The sequence below is a fragment of the Holdemanella hominis genome (assembly GCF_014306155.1).
In the GTDB taxonomy this organism is placed as follows: domain Bacteria; phylum Bacillota_I; class Bacilli_A; order Erysipelotrichales; family Erysipelotrichaceae; genus Holdemanella; species Holdemanella hominis.
In genome coordinates this window covers 1-16252 of record NZ_JACRWH010000051.1, presented here as the reverse complement: position 1 = coordinate 16252, position 16252 = coordinate 1, and the positions used below count along the sequence as shown (strand labels likewise).

General features: G+C 34.7%; 13 protein-coding genes and 7 tRNA genes. 11 read left to right on the top strand and 9 right to left on the bottom strand.

Features of this window, described 5'->3' with window-relative positions:
• The first annotated feature begins 143 nt into the window (after nucleotides 1-143).
• Nucleotides 144-308 (top strand): hypothetical protein, encoded by a 165-nt coding sequence (locus H8911_RS09950; protein ID WP_186999548.1) that lies wholly within the window; start codon nucleotides 144-146, stop codon nucleotides 306-308.
• Nucleotides 309-534: 226 nt separating this feature from the next.
• Here the strand turns inward: H8911_RS09950 and H8911_RS09945 are convergent.
• The 7 genes from H8911_RS09945 to H8911_RS09915 all read right to left on the bottom strand — a co-directional run bounded on the left by H8911_RS09945 (nucleotide 535) and on the right by H8911_RS09915 (nucleotide 1166).
• A tRNA-Phe gene (locus H8911_RS09945) sits at nucleotides 535-610 on the bottom strand.
• Nucleotides 611-613: 3 nt separating this feature from the next.
• Nucleotides 614-690 (bottom strand) — tRNA-Met (locus H8911_RS09940).
• A 17-nt stretch (nucleotides 691-707) separates the two neighbouring features.
• A tRNA-Ser gene (locus H8911_RS09935) sits at nucleotides 708-798 on the bottom strand.
• An 11-nt stretch (nucleotides 799-809) separates the two neighbouring features.
• Nucleotides 810-886, bottom strand: a tRNA-Ile gene (locus H8911_RS09930).
• Nucleotides 887-899: 13 nt separating this feature from the next.
• A tRNA-Met gene (locus H8911_RS09925) sits at nucleotides 900-976 on the bottom strand.
• 16 nt (nucleotides 977-992) lie between these two features.
• Nucleotides 993-1069 (bottom strand) — tRNA-Pro (locus H8911_RS09920).
• A gap of 20 nt (nucleotides 1070-1089) precedes the next feature.
• Nucleotides 1090-1166, bottom strand: a tRNA-Arg gene (locus tag H8911_RS09915).
• A 176-nt stretch (nucleotides 1167-1342) separates the two neighbouring features.
• On the opposite strand from H8911_RS09915, the gene H8911_RS09910 reads away from it, so the two are divergent.
• From H8911_RS09910 to H8911_RS09885, 6 genes are all read left to right on the top strand, one after another.
• On the top strand, nucleotides 1343-2032 hold the full coding sequence (locus H8911_RS09910; RefSeq protein ID WP_003866240.1) for an N-acetylmannosamine-6-phosphate 2-epimerase: 690 nt from the start codon (nucleotides 1343-1345) through the stop codon (nucleotides 2030-2032).
• A gap of 2 nt (nucleotides 2033-2034) precedes the next feature.
• Nucleotides 2035-3423 (top strand): TldD/PmbA family protein, encoded by a 1389-nt coding sequence (locus H8911_RS09905; RefSeq protein ID WP_186999547.1) that lies wholly within the window; start codon nucleotides 2035-2037, stop codon nucleotides 3421-3423.
• A complete protein-coding gene (locus H8911_RS09900; RefSeq protein WP_186999546.1) occupies nucleotides 3416-4741 on the top strand; it encodes a TldD/PmbA family protein in 1326 nt (441 codons plus the stop codon). The genes H8911_RS09905 and H8911_RS09900 overlap by 8 nt, the downstream gene beginning before the upstream one ends.
• 2 nt (nucleotides 4742-4743) lie before the next feature.
• Nucleotides 4744-5517 (top strand): enhanced serine sensitivity protein SseB C-terminal domain-containing protein, encoded by a 774-nt coding sequence (locus H8911_RS09895; protein ID WP_118325097.1) that lies wholly within the window; start codon nucleotides 4744-4746, stop codon nucleotides 5515-5517.
• Nucleotides 5518-5608: 91 nt separating this feature from the next.
• A complete protein-coding gene (locus H8911_RS09890) occupies nucleotides 5609-5812 on the top strand; it encodes a hypothetical protein (protein WP_186999545.1) in 204 nt (67 codons plus the stop codon).
• 113 nt (nucleotides 5813-5925) lie between these two features.
• Nucleotides 5926-7236, top strand: coding sequence for a CCA tRNA nucleotidyltransferase (locus H8911_RS09885; protein ID WP_186999544.1), 1311 nt, complete (start codon nucleotides 5926-5928; stop codon nucleotides 7234-7236).
• On the opposite strand, the gene H8911_RS09880 is transcribed toward H8911_RS09885, so the two are convergent.
• Together H8911_RS09880 and H8911_RS09875 are read right to left on the bottom strand one after the other, a co-directional pair.
• Entirely contained in the window at nucleotides 7231-8610 is a 1380-nt protein-coding gene (locus tag H8911_RS09880; RefSeq protein ID WP_117926401.1) for an MATE family efflux transporter, read from the bottom strand. The two genes, H8911_RS09885 and H8911_RS09880, sit on opposite strands and share 6 nt — an antisense overlap.
• A gap of 1 nt (nucleotide 8611) precedes the next feature.
• A complete protein-coding gene (locus H8911_RS09875) occupies nucleotides 8612-9043 on the bottom strand; it encodes a MarR family winged helix-turn-helix transcriptional regulator (RefSeq protein ID WP_117926403.1) in 432 nt (143 codons plus the stop codon).
• Between the two features lie 258 nt (nucleotides 9044-9301).
• Here H8911_RS09875 and licT point away from each other — a divergent pair, with 258 nt between their 5' ends.
• The 4 genes from licT (at nucleotide 9302) to feoB (ending at nucleotide 16072) form a co-directional block, all read left to right on the top strand.
• Nucleotides 9302-10144, top strand: a complete 843-nt coding sequence (licT, locus tag H8911_RS09870) for a BglG family transcription antiterminator LicT (protein ID WP_186999543.1) — start codon at nucleotides 9302-9304, stop codon at nucleotides 10142-10144.
• A 187-nt stretch (nucleotides 10145-10331) separates the two neighbouring features.
• Nucleotides 10332-12188, top strand: a complete 1857-nt coding sequence (locus H8911_RS09865) for a beta-glucoside-specific PTS transporter subunit IIABC (protein ID WP_186999542.1) — start codon at nucleotides 10332-10334, stop codon at nucleotides 12186-12188.
• Nucleotides 12189-12211: 23 nt separating this feature from the next.
• The gene (locus H8911_RS09860; RefSeq protein WP_186999541.1) at nucleotides 12212-13621 is read left to right on the top strand and encodes a glycoside hydrolase family 1 protein; all 1410 of its coding nucleotides are present in this window, start codon (nucleotides 12212-12214) and stop codon (nucleotides 13619-13621) included.
• 114 nt (nucleotides 13622-13735) lie between these two features.
• A complete protein-coding gene (feoB, locus tag H8911_RS09855) occupies nucleotides 13736-16072 on the top strand; it encodes a ferrous iron transport protein B (protein WP_186999540.1) in 2337 nt (778 codons plus the stop codon).
• Nucleotides 16073-16252 lie beyond the last annotated feature (180 nt).

The window sequence follows — 16252 nt, the reverse complement described above, 5'->3', positions numbered from 1 at the left end:
CGTACTTAGTATATTGTGTTCATCCCTTTTTGTATACAAAAAGGGAAACAACTTAAAGATAAATACAAATAAATCAAGGTAGTTGTATTTGTATCAAAATGTTGATTTTTGACACTACCGGGTGAATAGAGGAGGTGTGGTATATGACAGATGAACAAAGAAAGATGATTGATAAATTGAATGAAGATAATCGAAAATTAAATGATGTGAACAAAGGAATGAAAGACTATGCTAAATACAAATTAGTTGTTGGTATTCTAGTAGTTACTATAATAATCGTCTTATATTTCATTCAGCATACCACCTGAATTAAAGGGAAATAAAAACAATCGAAATCGATGAAAAAAGCGGATAATTTACTATCCGTTTTAATATGCTTTGAAAATTTTTTGCGATTTTTTTGTAACTTTTATCTAAAAGAGAGTATGAATTTGCTTTTATTGATGATAAGGAATATAACCATAATGTGAGAATATGCTTTAAATAAGGCATAAAAAAAGCACCTGGCAAATGCTAGGTGCAATCTTTGACAAATGGTGGTCTCAGTCGGAATCGAACCAACGACACAAGGATTTTCAGTCCTTTGCTCTACCAACTGAGCTATGAGACCACATGGTTGCGGGAGAAGGATTTGAACCAACGACCTCCGGGTTATGAGCCCGACGAGCTACCAGACTGCTCTATCCCGCGATGTGAATTAATTAAGATGGCGCAGAAGCTGGGATTCGAACCCAGGCGCCGCTCGCACGACCTACCGGTTTTCAAGACCGGACCCTTCAGCCACTTGGGTACTTCTGCATATGTATAATTGGTGGACCCTGTAGGACTCGAACCTACGACCCGCCGGTTATGAGCCGGATGCTCTGACCAACTGAGCTAAGGGTCCAAGTTAAACTCGTTGGTGGCTGGAGTGAGACTCGAACTCACGACCTTCCGGGTATGAACCGGATGCTCTAGCCAACTAAGCTACCCAGCCGAATTAAATAAAATAATGGTCGGGATGACAGGATTTGAACCTGCGACCCCTTGATCCCAAATCAAGTGCACTACCAAGCTGTGCTACATCCCGATACTTTTAGAAAAAATAAATGGCGCGCCCAGCAGGAATCGAACCCACAACCTTTTGATCCGTAGTCAAACGCTCTATCCAGTTGAGCTATGGGCGCATTTATTTCAACTGAGCTTTTGTGTCTCGCTCAGTGCCCATTAAATATACCATCACTTTAAAATGATTGCAAGCACTTTTTTAAAATTTTTTTAATTTTTTTTAATTTTGTGTTTTTACACTTATATACGTAGTATAATTACCTATATATTAAGTAAGAAGAAGGAGATTTAAATCATGAGTAACATTGAATCAGTAAAAGGACACTTAATCGTATCTTGTCAGGCACTTCCAGATGAACCTTTACATTCATCTTTTATTATGGGACGTATGGCTAGAGCGGCTAAATGGGGAGGCGCTAAAGGTATTCGTGCTAATACTGTAGAGGATATTAATGAAATTCAAAAAGAAGTTGATTTACCAGTTATTGGAATTATTAAAAGAGTATATGGAGACTGCCCAGTATTTATTACACCTACAATGAAAGAAATCGATGAATTGATTGAAGGGGCACATCCAGAAATCGTTGCCTTAGATGCAACTTGTCGTGTTCGTCCAGATGGAAGAACTTTAGATGAATTGTATGCTGATATTCGTGCTAAGTATCCAGAACAAAAATTAATGGCAGACTGCTCTACATTAGAAGAGTGTCTTCATGCAGCCCAATTAGGCTTTGATTTTGTAGGAACAACATTAGTTGGATATACAGAAGAAAGTAAGGGCGATAAAGTTGAAACAAATGATTTTGAGTTAATGCGTAAATATTTAGAACAATCAAACGTACCAATGATTGCCGAAGGAAATATTGATACACCAGAAAAAGCACGCCGTGTATTAGAACTTGGATGCTTTAGTGTTGTAGTAGGATCTATTATTACTCGTCCTCAATTAATCACAAAACGATTTGTAGATTGCATCGAGGGATAAATATGTTAAAGAAGGCACAATTAGAAAAATTATTAGAACGTTGTATGGCTTCTTCTTGTGATTTTGCCGAAATCTTTGAAGAAGAAGGTACAACCGAATCTTTATCCATGTTGAATGGAAAATTAGAAGATACAAATGTATTGATTCGTGCTGGTATTGGAATTCGTCTATATAAAGGTGTGCAATCTGTATATGGATACACAAATGAAACAAGTGAAGAATCTTTAAATGCCTTAGTGGATGATTTGCGTGGAGGTTTTGGCATAGAATCTAAATCTGTATCGATCTCTTTGGTTGAAGAAACTCATGAAAATCTTCATCCAATCAAGGAAAATCCTGTCAAAGCTTCATTAGAAACGAAAGTTGCCTTAATGATACGTGCAAGTGATGCGGCAAAGGCATATTCAGATCAAATTCAAAAAGTATCTGTAGGGTTGGCAAGTGTATGTCAAAATGTACAGATTTCAAATAGTGAAGGAAGACTCGTACATGATACAAGAATTCGTTGTCGTATGTCTGTATCCTCTTTTGCCCAAGATGGCCAAAACTTACAATCTGGTTATGAAGCACCAGGTGCAAGTAAAGGCTTAGAATTCTTTGAAGAAAGAACACCAGAATCTATTGGACAAGAAGCAAGTCGTATTGCATTAGTATTATTAGAGGCGAAAGATTGTCCATCGGGAAAAATGCCGGTCATTATTGATAATGGCTTTGGCGGTGTTATTTTCCATGAAGCTTGTGGACATGCTCTAGAGGCAAGTTCAGTCAGTAAAAATCAGAGTGTATTCTGTAATAAATTAGGTCAAAAAGTCGCAAGTGATAAAGTTACAGCTATTGATGATGGCACAATTCCAAATGCGTGGGGCTCACAAAACGTCGATGATGAGGGTAATCCCCAACAAAAACGTGTATTAATTGAGAATGGTATTTTAAAGAGTTATATGATAGACCGCTTGAATGGTCGAAGGATGGGTCTTGAATCGACTTCAAGTTCGCGTCGTCAGTCTTATAAATTTGAACCAACTTCACGTATGACAAATACATATATTGCGGCTGGAAATGATGATTTTGACCAAATGTTTGAAGGAATTAAGCGAGGACTATATGCGAAGAAAATGGGTGGTGGAAGTGTAAATCCACAAACCGGAGAATTTAACTTTGCCGTATTAGAAGGTTATTTAATTGAAGATGGCAAGATTTCGTATCCAGTAAAAGGGGCTTCTTTGATTGGTAATGGTGCGGATATCCTATTTAATATTGATCGCGTTGGTAAAAACTTAGAGCGTGGACAAGGTATGTGTGGCTCTAGTTCTGGTTCAATTCCTACCGATGTAGGTCAGCCAGCCATTCGTGTTTCACAAATTACAGTAGGAGGTACGGCCAATGAATAAACAAGTATGGATTGAGAAAGCACTTGGCCTAGGTATTCAGGAATTTGAAATCTATCAATCTACAACGGTTGAAAAAGAAATGACTTGGTTTCAAGGCCAAATGGACACTTTAGTATCCAGTAAAGTGACAGGTACAAGTATTCGTGGAATTGTAGATGGAAAAATGGCCAATATGGCATTGGAAGAAATAGATGATTCTATGTGTGAAACTGTTTTAAAGTCACTGATTGCACAAGCACATATTATTTCAAATGAAGAAACCGATTCATTAAGAAAACCAGAACCAATTGAGTACGTAAAAAAAGATGTGACTTGGAATATGGCTAGTACAGAATATGTGAAGAATATTCTTCAAAGCTTAGAAGCTAAGATTCTAGCCTATGATCCACGTGTCATTCAAGTTGGATATTTAGGATATAGCCAAGGCAGTGGAAGTCGCAGTATTGTGAATAGCTTAGGCATGGATGTACAAGATGCAGATGAAATGCAGTACATTGTTGCCAGTGTTGTCGTTAAAGAAGAGGAAGAAGTCAAGGATGCTAGTTTAGTTGAAGTTGTATATGACTTTGAACAATATGATTTAGATTCATTCGTTTCTCGTGTTTGCGATAAAGCTTTAAATAAATTAAAGGCCACACCAATTCCAAGCTGTACATGTCCAGTCATCTTTGAAAGGGATGCGATGACATCTTTATTTGCCGCCTTTACTGGTTTATTTAATGGGGAATTAATGTATAAGGGAATTTCACCTTTAAAAGATAAGTTTAATGAACAAATTTTCTCTGAACAAATCACAATTATTGATAATCCAAAGAATACGGATTGTTTAAGTATTGCCAATTTTGATGATGAGGGGTGTCCAACTTCTTCAAAAACTTTGGTGGATCACGGAAAATATGTTATGATGCTTCATGACACAAGAAGTGCCAATCGAATGCATACAAATAGTACAGGAAATGGCTTTAAATCGGGCTATGCATCTAGCGTAAGTGTACAGCCAATGAATTGTTACATCGTACCTGGAAATGATAGCTTTGAGGATTTATGTACAAAAATTAAGGATGGCTTTGTCGTACAAAATTTAGCAGGTCTTCATGCTGGACTTGATTTTGTTTCTACAAACTTCTCACTACAATGTTCAGGCTTCTGGGTAAAGGATGGTAAAAGAGATAAGAATGTTACTTTGGTTACCGTCGCAAATAATTTCTTAAATATGATGAAACACGTAATTAGTGTGGGTAACGATTTAGATTGGAGTTATCACCAGGTTGTAAGTCCAAGTATCGCATTTGAAAAGTGTACAATTTCAGGGGAATAATTATGGTAAATGAATTTAAAAATGAAAAACTACAAGAAACATTAATTGTATTTAATAGAGAAAAAACAGATTCAGCGTTTAGAAACTTGTTGGATGCTTTTATTTCGACTAATTTTCTGATTCCAGCACAATGGGATAAAGATCCTTCTCGCAATGAAAAGGGAGTCTTAGTCTTTGAACCAAATACACAATTCCAATTGTCTTTGATTCAAAATGATAAGGGAGATAGTTTCTTTCCTGTCTTCTCAAGTATGGATCAATTGAAAAAATGGGATCAAGATAGTGAAATCCATTCCTTGGTTATGACATATAATCAATATATGCCATTTGTGAAGATGGCATTAAATCAGATTCATGGCATTGTGATCGATCCATTTGGAGCGAATGTTTTATTAGACTGCAACTTATTGGTTGAACTTGATAAAAATCGCGGTTCACAAGTGAGTGAAAATCCAATTCATAAAGGTGATAGTTTAAAGCTTCGTGATCCTATTTCAAGTGTAACAGAACTTCAAAGAGCTATCTGTGAATTTGGTGACTCTCACCCAGACATTCTTTCTATTTATTTGAAAGAAAGAATTGTGAAGGATCAGCCTAGCCACTGGTTCTTAGTTGTAGATATGATCAATGATGATAAACAAACAATTCAAGATTTAGGAAACTTCTGTACGCCTGTAAGTTATGGAAAAGGTTTTGAATTTATGTTTGGCAGTATGGAACTTGCCAAGAAAATTATGGCGGATACAATTCCAACATATGTAAAGGTTACAAAGTAATTAAGGTGCAATTCAGCACCTTTTTATTAAATGAAAAGAAAAAATAAGTAATAGTTTCGCATTTATGTATAGCGAATAGGAGAAATTTTGAGTGGCTTCTGAAGCAAAGATTAGAGCTAACAACAAATCGAATAAGATTAATACAAAAATGATTTGCCTTCGTTTAAGTTACAACACGGACGCAGACATCATAAAGAAATTGGATGAAGTCGAATCTAAAATGGGATATATCAAAGAATTAATCAGAAAAGATATGCAGGCTCAAAAAAATAGTCTGCATTTTTTAGTGAATTAGTTTTTTGACATATTTTCTGTTAAAAATTGATGCCTTCTAGAGTATGTATGAGCACGAAATATTATCATAATAATAGGTAGAATATATTTGTCCGATTCTTATATAATAGAAGTATGAAATTACCTGAATATATATTAGAAATCATTCAAAAAATAAATGGTATTGGATATGAAGCGTATGTGGTAGGAGGATGTGTACGTGATGATTTACTCGATCGCTCAATTCATGATTATGATATTTGTACAAGTGCCAAACCCGAAGTAATACTAAATTTATTTGATCGAAGTGTGGGAACAGGACTCAAACATGGAACGGTAACGGTTTTATCGAATTCACCCGTTGAAATTACAACCTTTCGTTTAGAGAGTGAATACAAGGATCATCGTCATCCGGACAGTGTGAAATATGTTTCAACAATTGAAGAAGATTTATCAAGACGTGATTTTACTGTGAATGCGATGGCTTATCATCCAAGTCGGGGTTTGATTGATCCCTATAAAGGACAATTCGATCTTAAAGCTAAAGTCATTCGATGTGTGGGTAATCCAGATCGAAGATTTAATGAAGATGCTCTAAGAATGTTGCGTGCCTATCGTTTTTGTGCAAAACTAGGCTTTTCGATGGATGAAACAGTAAAAAAATCCATCGATACAAATGCATCTTTGATTCAATATGTATCTATAGAAAGAATCGTACATGAATTAAAAGAAATCATGGAAACAAATCCACAAGTATTGGCAGATATGACACTTCTTTTAAAACCTGTATTTAATGAGTTGGATTTGGCATTGAGGTGTAGTCAAAACTCAATCTATCACTATACCGATGTCTTGCATCATACTTTAGATGCGATGTGCTATTTAAAACCATATGATGAAACTTTGGCCTTTGCGTTATTACTCCACGACCTAGGCAAAATACAAGTAAAGACAACTGATTCGAATGGAAAGGATCATTTTAAGCATCATGCGAAGGTAGGAAGTGAATTGTCTAAAGAGCTTTGTCGACGTTTTAAACTTACAAATGAACAAAGAAAGTGGATTCCATTCTATGTCTTACATCATGACGATAAATTTACCTGTGATTTAGATTGTATTTATAAGTATCGTGTTACATATCATTTGGATGAAGAACACTTGTTGAACTTGCTTCAAATTCGCTATTGTGATGCGATGGCCCATTCTGAATTAGGGCAAAAATCAGCTAAAGATGTAGAACTTTTCTATGCGTATTACATCCAAAATAGAAATCGTTGTATGAGTATATCTCAACTTGCGTTGAATGGAAAAGATATTATAGAAGCTACAAATTTAAGAGGAAAACAGATTCAAGAAGCTTTGAATATGTGTTTAAAATACGCTTTTTATCATCCGGAAAAGAATATGAAAGAAGAATTATTGAATATACTAAAAAATGAGTTATGACTTTTCATAACTCATTTGTGCTAATGTCTTTTTAAAGTTTTTAAAAAACAATGTTACTGTTGTGCTTACCGCAATAAAGTCTGCGATTGGTTCTGCAACAAATACCGCAAAGATATGATCGGATAAGATGTTTGGTAAGATAAAAATCAATGGAATTAAGACAATGATCTTTCTAAAGATAGCTAAGAAAACGGAAATCTTGGCATTTCCAAACGCAATGAAGGTTTGCTGGCAAGAAATCTGAAGTCCCATCAATAATACGCATGCCATATAGATACGAATGGCCCAGGTTGCCATTGTCATCAAGTCTGAATCGTTTGTGAAAATAGAAATAAATACTTGAGGGAATAATTCCACTAGAATCCAGATGATACTTGCGTATGTGAAACAACATAGGGTTTGAAGTAAAAAGCCTTTTTTAACGCGCTGAGCATTTTTAGCACCAAAGTTGTAACTGATGATGGGTTGTCCACCTTGCGTTAATCCTTGTATTGGCATCATTGCAAACTGCATAACACTCGTTAGAATGGTCATACTTCCAATCGCAACGTCCCCACTAAATTTAGATAGCTGCATATTGAAACATAAAGAAATCAAGCTTTCTGTTGACTGCATCACAAAAGGTGCAATACCTAAAGCTAAACTAGGAAATAATAGGCTTGGTACGATTTTAAAATTTTCTTTTTTTAACTTAAGAACCGTCTGTTTACCACTCAAGAAATGAATGACCCAGATTGCACTGATAGCTTGCGAAATAATGGTAGCTAATGCAGCCCCTTTTACGCCCATATTGAATCCAAAGATAAAGATAGGGTCTAAAATAATGTTTAAGATAGCTCCAATTAAAACGGTCATCATACTTGTTTTAGAGAATCCCTGACAAGAAATAAAGGCATTCATTCCGAGTGTCATTTGGACAAAAATGGTTCCTAAGGCATAAATACCCATATATTGTTTGGCATATACAATTGTTTTTGAACTTGCCTGGAATAATTGTAGTAATGGTGTTTGAAAAGCTAATAAACATACAGTTAGAGTTAATGAAATTATAATCAATGCGATAAAACAGTTACCCATGATTTTTTCGGCAGTAGGATTATCTTGCTTACCCATATATATACTAGCTCTTGGTGCACCTCCCATACCGACTAAACATGCAAAGGCGGATACAATCATAATAATTGGTAAACAAACGCCTACGCCTGTTAGGGCGATGGCCCCTACATCTTGAATGTGACCAATGTACATGCGGTCAACTACATTATAGAGTAAGTTAACAATTTGACTTAAGATGGCAGGAACCGCCAACATAAAGAGTAACTTACCAACTTTTTCATGTCCTAAATCTACTTCGGACGCTGTTGTGAATTTCATTTTATTTTGCTCCTTCTATTTTTTCATTCATTTTATTCATTGTATCAATCATACATTGAATATCTTTTATAGGAATATCCTTGAATAAAACTTGATTGATTTTATCAATCTCAATAGAGATTTTTGCTAATATAGGAATCGCTTCTTCCGTTAATTCAATATAAGAAATCCTTCTGTTTTCTGAAACTTTCTTCAATGTGATCAATCCCTTTTGTTCCAAACTTGTTATACTTCGAGAAACCAAAGCTTTTGAAACACCGAGTACAACACGAAGCTGTGTGCTTGTTGTAATGGATGTGTTGTTTTGTAGTAAAATCAGAATCGAAATTTCATTTGGGGAAAACGTGTATTCTGAAAATCGATCTTTGATTTGTTTGCCGTAATATTCACGCAATCGATTGGATAAACGTAAAAATTCTTCTATAGTCAACATATGCCCTCCTAATGTTTACTTGTGAACAGTTCAATTGTAAACAAGTAAGCAAAATATGTCAAATATATTGTATGCAAAATTATTGTATTTTTTAATTGACACAACAAAAACATCGTGTTAACATGTAAACGCATTCAGTGAGGATTGTAACTGGTTGGCAGGCAACACCTTGATGATATTAATAAATAAATATTTTTTGGATATTTGTTTTTTGATATGATTAAGGTGTTTTTTATATATTGGTAAGCAGGTGAGAGAATGAGATTAAAAAAAGCATTTAATAACAATGCCCTTTTAGCATTAGATGACAATGATGAAGAAGTCATTGTGATGGGTAAGGGAATCGCTTTTGGTAAAAAGAGTGGAGATTTGATTGATGAGTCATTGATTCAAAAAAAGTTTGTTTTTGATAAAAGCGAATTAAATGAAAAGTTTTCTCAATTGTTTGATGAAATTCCACAACAATATGTAGAATTAACCGTATCCATAGTTGAAATGGCACAAAAAGAATTAGATGTAAGATTTGATTCAAGCATATATTTAGCTTTATCTGACCATATTACGTATGCTGTTCGTCGTTATAAAAAGAATGAGAATTTAAAAAATGCATTATTATTTGAGGTGAAAAAGTTTTATCCAAATGAATTTAAAACTGCTTTAAAATCTTTAGATATGATTCAATATGAAACAGGATGTATTATGACCGAAGATGAGGCTGGATATATAGCAATGCATTTTGTGAATGCACAACAAAGTGGAGAGGAAATGTCACAAACAGTTAAAGTGACAAAAATGGTAGAAGATATTTTGCACATAGTTGAATATCATTATCAAATAAAATTGGATGAAAATTCCTTGAATTATACTCGTTTTGTTACACATATTCGGTATTTTGCGCGTAGATTGTTTGCGAAAGAATTGAATCAAGATACAGATGATATTCTTTATCAACAAATTAAAGAGCGTTATCCGGATGCTTATCGTTGTGCTTTAAAAGTAAAGAAGTATATTAAAGAGAGCTGTGACATAGAATTAACAAACGAAGAAATGACGTATTTTATGTTACATATTAATCGTGTTTGTTCTAGAATTAAAAGTTAGCATTCAGGCTTGTAACTGTTAGGCAGGCAATAACCTGAGCTTATGAATGATTTCGAAGTGATTCGTTGTCTTTTTCATATGCTCAGGTTTTTATTTTTGGTAGTAACTGTGTAATCAGTCTACATATATTAGAAATTGAAAGATTATGGTACCAATCTTAAAATTTATCAAAAAACAGGAGGAAATTATGAATAAGTATGAAACTATAGCCAATGAAGTTGTAAAAAATATTGGTGGAACAGAAAATATAGAATCCGTTACAAATTGTATGACTCGTTTAAGATTTACATTAAAAAACGTGTCAAAGGTGGATGTAGAATCTTTAGAAAAAGTAAAAGGTGTACAAGGCGTTGTCAATAAAAATGGCCAATTCCAAGTAGTTATTGGATCAGATGTATCTCATGTATGCGATGAAATCAAAAAAATGGGTAGTTTTTCTGAAACTGTAAATGCGAATAGTGAGGAAAATGTATCTTTAGTAAATCGTGTATTAGGTGCAATTACAGCGATTTTCCAACCAGTAATTCCTGCTATTTGTGGTGCAGGTATGATCAAAGCTGTATTAGCTTTATTGACAGCATTTCATGTAGTAGAAGCTACTTCACAAACTTATGTTTTATTAGCGATGGTAGCTGATTCAGCATTCTATTTCTTACCTATTTTCTTGGCTGTATCTAGTGCTAAAAGATTTGGATGTAATACATTTATTGCTGCAGTTTTAGGAGCTATGTTGATTCACCCAACATATGCAGGAATTGTATCCGCTGGAGAAGCTTTTAAATTTATTGGTTTACCAATTAAACTAGTATCGTATGGAAGTAGTGTAGTGCCAGCAATTCTAATCGTTTGGGCTCAATCTTATGTGGAAAAGTTTGCAAAGAAAATTAGCCCTAATGCAGTTAAAGTATTCTTAGTTCCTTTAATTGTATTCTTGATTATGACACCATTGGCATTTGCTATAATTGGTCCTTTAGGTTCATTTGTTGGTGATATCTTATGTAATATTTTTGATTTCTTAAATAATCAAGCTCGTTGGGTAATTCCGGTATTAATGGGTGCTTTCTGTCCGTTGTTTGTTATGACTGGTATGCATTATAGTTTTATGCCAGTGCAACTAGCACAATATGCAACATTAGGATATGGAACATTGTTAGGTCCTGGTATGTTAGCAAGTAATATTTCACAGGCAGGTGCATGTTTTGCGGTGGCATTAAGAACGAAAGATAAAGAAATGAAATCAACAGCATTATCTAGTGCAACAACTGCTTTATTTGGAATTACTGAACCAGCTCTTTATGGTGTTACTATGAAATTGAAAAAGCCTCTTTGGACTGTTATGATCAGCGGTGGTATTGCAGGTCTTTGGGGTGGACTTACAAATATGCGTACATATGCAAGCGCAACTGCAGGGGTAACAGCATTACCGGTATATATTTGTGATGATTTATCTAACGTTAGAAATGCATTTATTTGTATTGTAATTGCATTAGTAAGTTCATTTGTATTAACTTTATTGTTTGGCGTGCCAAAAAGCGAGGATACTTCTTCTAATAGTGAAGTTATTGAAGCAGATAACACAAAATTGAATAAATATACTGAAATTTCATCTTGTATGAATGGTAAAGTTGTTCCTTTAGAAAACGTTGAGGATGACGTTTTTTCTAAAAAAATCATGGGTCCAGGTGTAGCAATTCTTCCAAGCGAAGGAAAAGTATATGCTCCTTTTGATGGAGTTGTAAATACTGTTTTCCCTACAAAACATGCATACGGTTTAACTAGTGTAGATGGAATTGAAGCAATTATTCATTTGGGATTAGATACAGTAAATTTAGAGGGTAAATATTTTGAGGCTAAAGTAAAGAGTGGTCAAAGCGTAAAAAAGGGTGATTTGTTAGCTGAATTTGATTTAGAGGCATTACAAAAAGAAGGTTTCGATATGGTAACGCCAGTTATTATCACGAATAGTGATCAATTTATTGATGTAATTGAAACACAAAAATCAGATGTAAAAGTAGGCGAAGAATTAGTGAAAGTCTTTCGTTAAAAAATAGAAAGTTAGGTGTTAAAATGAAATTTCCTAAGGAGTTTTTATGGGGAGGCGCTACGGCAGCCAATCAATGTGAGGGTGCATGGAATGAAGATGGCAAAGGCGCTAGTATTCAAGATTATATGCCACATGGAATCATGCAAGGACCTAGTGAAGTTATTGATAAACACAATTTAAAATTAGAAGGAATCGATTTATATCATCATTATAAAGAGGACATTGCTTTATTTGCTGAAATGGGTTTTAAGGTGTATCGAATGAGCATAGCATGGTCTAGAATTTTCCCAAATGGCGATGATGAAAAACCTAACGAAAAAGGACTAGAATTTTACGACAATGTATTTGATGAATGCAAAAAGTACGGAATCGAGCCATTGGTTACTTTGTCTCATTATGAAACGCCTTATCATTTGGCAAAAAAGTATGATGGATGGAGAAGTAGAGATTTAATAGGATTTTATGAAAAATATGTTCGTACCGTATTTACTCGTTATAAAGGAAAAGTTCATTATTGGATCACATTTAATGAGATTAACAGTATTTGGCATTTTCCTTTGATGGGTGCAGGTATCTTGACACCAAAAAATTCGTTAAGTGCACAAGATTTATATCAAGCAGCACACCATGAATTAGTTGCAAGTGCATTAGCAACTAAAATTGGGCACGAAATTGATTCTGAGAATAAAATTGGATGTATGGTTTTAGGTCTTACAAGTTATCCAAGAACATGTAATCCAGATGATGTAATTGCAACTATGGAAGAGAGTAAACGTGGATATTTCTTTACAGACATTCATATGCGTGGATATTATCCTTCTTATGCATTAAAAATGATGGAAAAAGAAGGCGTGGTACTTGATGCTACTGATGAAGATTTAGAAATATTAAAAAATACATGTGACTTTTTATCATTTAGTTACTATATGTCGAAATGTATTGCTTCAAATCCTGAACAGTATGAAAAAGGTAAAGGAAATTTAACTACAGGAGTAAAAAATCCTTACTTACAGGAAAGTCAATGGGGATGGCAAATTGATCCAAAAGGGTTAAGATATTTGTTGAATACATATTATGATCGTTACCAAAAACCATTGTTTATTGTAGAAAATGGCTTGGGTGCAAAAGATACATTGCTTTCAGAAGAAAAAGATGGTTATTGGGTAGAGGACGATTATAGAATTCAGTATATGAATGATCATTTAGCACAAGTTTCAAAGGCAATCGAAGATGATGGTGTAGAAGTTATGGGATATACATCATGGGGATGTATTGATTTAATAAGTGCATCAACTGCCGAAATGAAAAAAAGATATGGCTTTATTTATGTTGACCGAAATAATGATGGTACAGGCACATTTAAACGATATAAAAAGAAAAGTTTCTATTGGTATAAAAATGTTATAGAAACAAATGGAAAAATTATTAGCTAAGTGAATGAATTTTCATTTAGCTTTTTTTATGAAGAAATTGAAAATAATATGATGTACGATAATTGACTACACAAATAATGTGGATATAATTAGACTGATTAGGGAGGGATATGCATGACGTTAAAAGAGTTAAAAATAGGACAGAGTGCATTGATAAAGGCCGTTGGAGGAACGGGTGCATTAAGACAACACTTTCTAGATATGGGAGTTATACCTGGAGCCGAGGTTACAGTTGTAAAGTTTGCGCCTATGGGTGATCCAATGGAATTGCAGATTCATGGTTATGAATTATCGCTTCGTTTAGATGAAGCTGAAAAAATATTGGTTGAATTAATTGATGAGAGAACAAGAAAGCATGAGAGTGCAGAAAATATAAATAACACCGTTCACCCTGGTTTAGGTGAAGATGGTAAATATCATGTAAAGGCAGATGAACATCCTTTGCCAGAAGGAACATGTTTGACATATGCCTTAGTAGGAAATCAAAACTGTGGAAAAACCACTTTGTTTAATCAATTAACGGGATCGAATCAACATGTAGGAAATTTTCCGGGTGTAACCGTCGATCGAAAGGATGGTCCAATCAAAGGGTATCCAAATACAATGGTGACAGATTTACCGGGTATTTATTCGATGTCACCTTATACGAGTGAAGAAATTGTATCGCGTAATTTTGTGTTAAATGATAAGCCTAAGGCTATCATTAATATTGTAGATGCCACAAATATTGAGCGAAATCTATATTTGACTATGCAACTCTTAGAAATGAATGTTCCGATGGTTGTTGCACTGAATATGATGGATGAAGTGTCCAACAATCAAGGTTCGATTGATATCAATGGTATGGAGGCTATGCTTGGAGTGCCAGTTGTACCGATTTCTGCGGCTAAAAACCAAGGTGTTAATGAACTGATTGAACATGCGATTCATATCGCAAAATATCAGGAAAGACCAGGCCGTTTAGATTTTTGTGGAGAAGATGATTTTGGTGGAGCCGTTCACCGTTGTATTCATTCCATCTGTCATTTGATTGAAGATCATGCCAAAAAGGTAGATATTCCTTTGCGTTTTGCGGCTAGTAAAATTATTGAAGGCGATAATTTGATTCTTGATCGTTTGGATTTAGATGATAACGAAAAAGAAATGATTGAGCACATTGTGCTTCAAATGGAAAAAGAGCGTGGACTCGATCATAGTGCGGCCATTGCGGATATGCGTTTTTCCTTTATTGAAAAGGTTTGTGAACAAACCGTAGTAAAACCAAAGGAAAGTAAAGAGCGTATTCGAAGTGAAAGAATTGACCGTATTTTAACGGGTAAATATACCGCAATTCCTATGTTTATTGGAATAATGCTGCTTGTATTCTATCTAACATTTAATGTGGTTGGTGCATGGCTTCAAGGCTTATTAGAACTAGGTATTGATTGGATCACACAAGTAGTGGATGCATGGATGACAAGTGCTCACGTGAGTTATGCCGTACATAGTTTAGTGATTGATGGTATCTTTGCGGGTGTGGGTTCTGTCTTATCTTTCTTACCAATCATTGTGACACTATTCTTCTTTTTATCTATGATGGAAGATAGTGGATATATTGCGCGTGTAGCCTTCTTTATGGATAAACTATTAAGAAAGATCGGGTTGTCAGGAAGAAGTATCGTTCCTTTATTGATTGGATTTGGTTGTACGGTACCAGCCGTTATGTCGACACGTACTTTGCCTAGTGAAAGAGATCGGAAGATGACGATTTTGTTGACGCCATTTATGTCTTGTACCGCAAAATTACCTATTTATGCCTTCTTTGTGAATGCATTCTTTCCAAAACAAGGTGGCTTAGTTATGACAGGACTTTATGTTTTGGGTATCGTCGTAGGTGTTTTAGTTTCATTCTTATTTAAAAGCACTTTATTTAAAGGAGAAGCTGTTCCATTTGTGATGGAACTTCCTAACTATCGATTGCCTGGATTAAAGAATGTGAGTCAATTGTTGTGGGAAAAGGCGAAGGATTTCTTACAAAAAGCCTTTACGGTTATTTTTGTGGCAACCGTACTTGTATGGTTCCTTCAAAGCTTTAACTTACAATTCGATATGGTCAAAGATTCAAGTCAAAGTATCTTGGCAATGGTAGCCGGATGGATTGCTCCTGTATTTGCACCATTAGGACTTCAAGATTGGCGTATTGTGACATCTTTAATTAGTGGATTTATGGCTAAAGAAAGTGTCGTTTCTACACTACAAGTATTATTTGTAGGTGGTGTACATAGTGCATTAACTACACTATCAGCTGCTTCTTTACTTGTATTCTGCTTGATTTATTCACCATGTGTAGCCGCAATCGCATCCATTAAACGAGAACTAGGCGTAAGATGGGCAGTCGGTGTAGTGGCATGGCAATGTGTACTTGCATGGATTTTAGCTTTTGTAGTTCATGTGATTGGTTCTGTATTATAAGTAGCTTTAATGCTACTTTTTTTTTGAAAAAGGATGGTTTATAATTTTTCCATATCTAAGGGAGCTAACTATATAAAATTCAAGTATTTTTATGAAAAAGTTTGAAAATACAAAATAACTAGATTTTTTAGTTAGTTTTAAATTGATCTTTGAAAATGTGAATATTGGATTAAATTTAGG

Bases quoted from the DNA above. Each gene is read 5' to 3' on its own strand.
- H8911_RS09880 (WP_117926401.1), bottom strand. From the start codon at position 8,610: ATGAAATTCACAACAGCGTCCGAAGTAGATTTAGGACATGAAAAAGTT.
- H8911_RS09900 (WP_186999546.1), top strand. From the start codon at position 3,416: ATGAATAAACAAGTATGGATTGAGAAAGCACTTGGCCTAGGTATTCAG.
- licT (WP_186999543.1), top strand. From the start codon at position 9,302: ATGAGATTAAAAAAAGCATTTAATAACAATGCCCTTTTAGCATTAGAT.
- H8911_RS09875 (WP_117926403.1), bottom strand. From the start codon at position 9,043: ATGTTGACTATAGAAGAATTTTTACGTTTATCCAATCGATTGCGTGAA.
- H8911_RS09905 (WP_186999547.1), top strand. From the start codon at position 2,035: ATGTTAAAGAAGGCACAATTAGAAAAATTATTAGAACGTTGTATGGCT.
- feoB (WP_186999540.1), top strand. From the start codon at position 13,736: ATGACGTTAAAAGAGTTAAAAATAGGACAGAGTGCATTGATAAAGGCC.
- H8911_RS09860 (WP_186999541.1), top strand. From the start codon at position 12,212: ATGAAATTTCCTAAGGAGTTTTTATGGGGAGGCGCTACGGCAGCCAAT.
- H8911_RS09895 (WP_118325097.1), top strand. From the start codon at position 4,744: ATGGTAAATGAATTTAAAAATGAAAAACTACAAGAAACATTAATTGTA.
- H8911_RS09910 (WP_003866240.1), top strand. From the start codon at position 1,343: ATGAGTAACATTGAATCAGTAAAAGGACACTTAATCGTATCTTGTCAG.
- H8911_RS09865 (WP_186999542.1), top strand. From the start codon at position 10,332: ATGAATAAGTATGAAACTATAGCCAATGAAGTTGTAAAAAATATTGGT.
- H8911_RS09885 (WP_186999544.1), top strand. From the start codon at position 5,926: ATGAAATTACCTGAATATATATTAGAAATCATTCAAAAAATAAATGGT.
- H8911_RS09950 (WP_186999548.1), top strand. From the start codon at position 144: ATGACAGATGAACAAAGAAAGATGATTGATAAATTGAATGAAGATAAT.